A 1,105-nucleotide genomic window follows, 5' to 3' on the forward strand; every position below is an offset into this window, starting at 1 on the left:
GGTGAAGGCCAGCAGGTCGTGCCGGGCGGCGTCCAGGTGCTCGGCGGCCTTGGGGAACTTCCCCTCCAGGGTGTCCAGGACCTGCGTCATCTGGGCCTGGACGGCGTCGGCGTCGGGCTGTTCGAAGACCGTCCGCAGCAGCGTGGCCACCCACGGCTGAGCCGATTTCGGGGCCTGACTGAGCAGGTTGCGGGCGTAGTGAGTGCGGCAGCGCTGCCATGAGGCGCCGGGCAGGGTCGCACCGATCGCGTCGACCAGGCCGGTGTGGGCGTCGGAGACCACCAACTGGACCCCGCCCAGGCCGCGGGCGATCAGCGAGCGCAAGAAGGCCAGCCAGCCGGCGCCGTCCTCGGCGGTGGCGACGTCCAGGCCGAGGATCTCGCGGTGCCCGTCGGCGTTGACACCGACCGCGATCAGCGCGTGGACGTTGATGATCCGGCCGCCTTCGCGGACCTTCTGGGTCAGCGCGTCCACCCAGACGAACGCATACGGTCCGGCGTCCAGCGGCCGATTGCGGAATGCGGCCACCTGGTCGTCCAGGTGCTTGGACATCGCGCTGACCTGGGACTTGCTCAGCTGTGTCACGCCGAGGGACTCGGCGAGTTTCTCGACCCGGCGGGTGGACACCCCGAGCAGGTAGGCGGTGGCCACCACACTGATGAGGGCCTGCTCGGCCCTGCGTCGCCGTTCCAGCAGCCAGTGCGGGAAGTAACTGCCGCTGCGGAGCTTGGGAATGGCCAGCTCGACCGTGCCGGCCCTGGTGTCCCACTCGCGTGGGCGATAGCCGTTGCGGTGGTTGACGCGTTCGTCGCTGACCTGCCCGTACTCGGCGTTGCAGAGGGCATCGGCCTCCGCGGACATCAGTGCGTCGGCGAACGTCTTGACCATCGCGCGCAACAGGTCGGGACTCGCCGCTGCGAGATTCTCCTCGGCGAGGGAGTGCAGGGGCAGACTGTCTGGTGCGGTCATCGTGCTGATCTCCTTCGAGGCTTCGACACTTCGAAGATCAGCCGGTGGCCGTTTGTCTATGCGGGCACCAACCCGTACGCCGGAGCAAACCCCCGGATCAGGTCCACCCCGCTACACCACTTCCAAGGACGCAACC

The 1,105-nt window shown here is 68.6% G+C and carries 1 protein-coding gene; it reads right to left on the reverse strand.

Annotated elements, in window-relative coordinates; translation table 11 throughout:
- Window positions 1-969, reverse strand: a 969-nt coding sequence (locus tag ACFYXS_RS39565; RefSeq protein ID WP_389256658.1) for an IS256 family transposase, incomplete at its 3' end; no start/stop codon positions are given.
- Window positions 970-1,105 lie beyond the last annotated feature (136 nt).

This window comes from Streptomyces sp. NPDC002574 (genome assembly GCF_042889545.1).
In the GTDB taxonomy this organism is placed as follows: Bacteria; Actinomycetota; Actinomycetes; order Streptomycetales; family Streptomycetaceae; genus Actinacidiphila.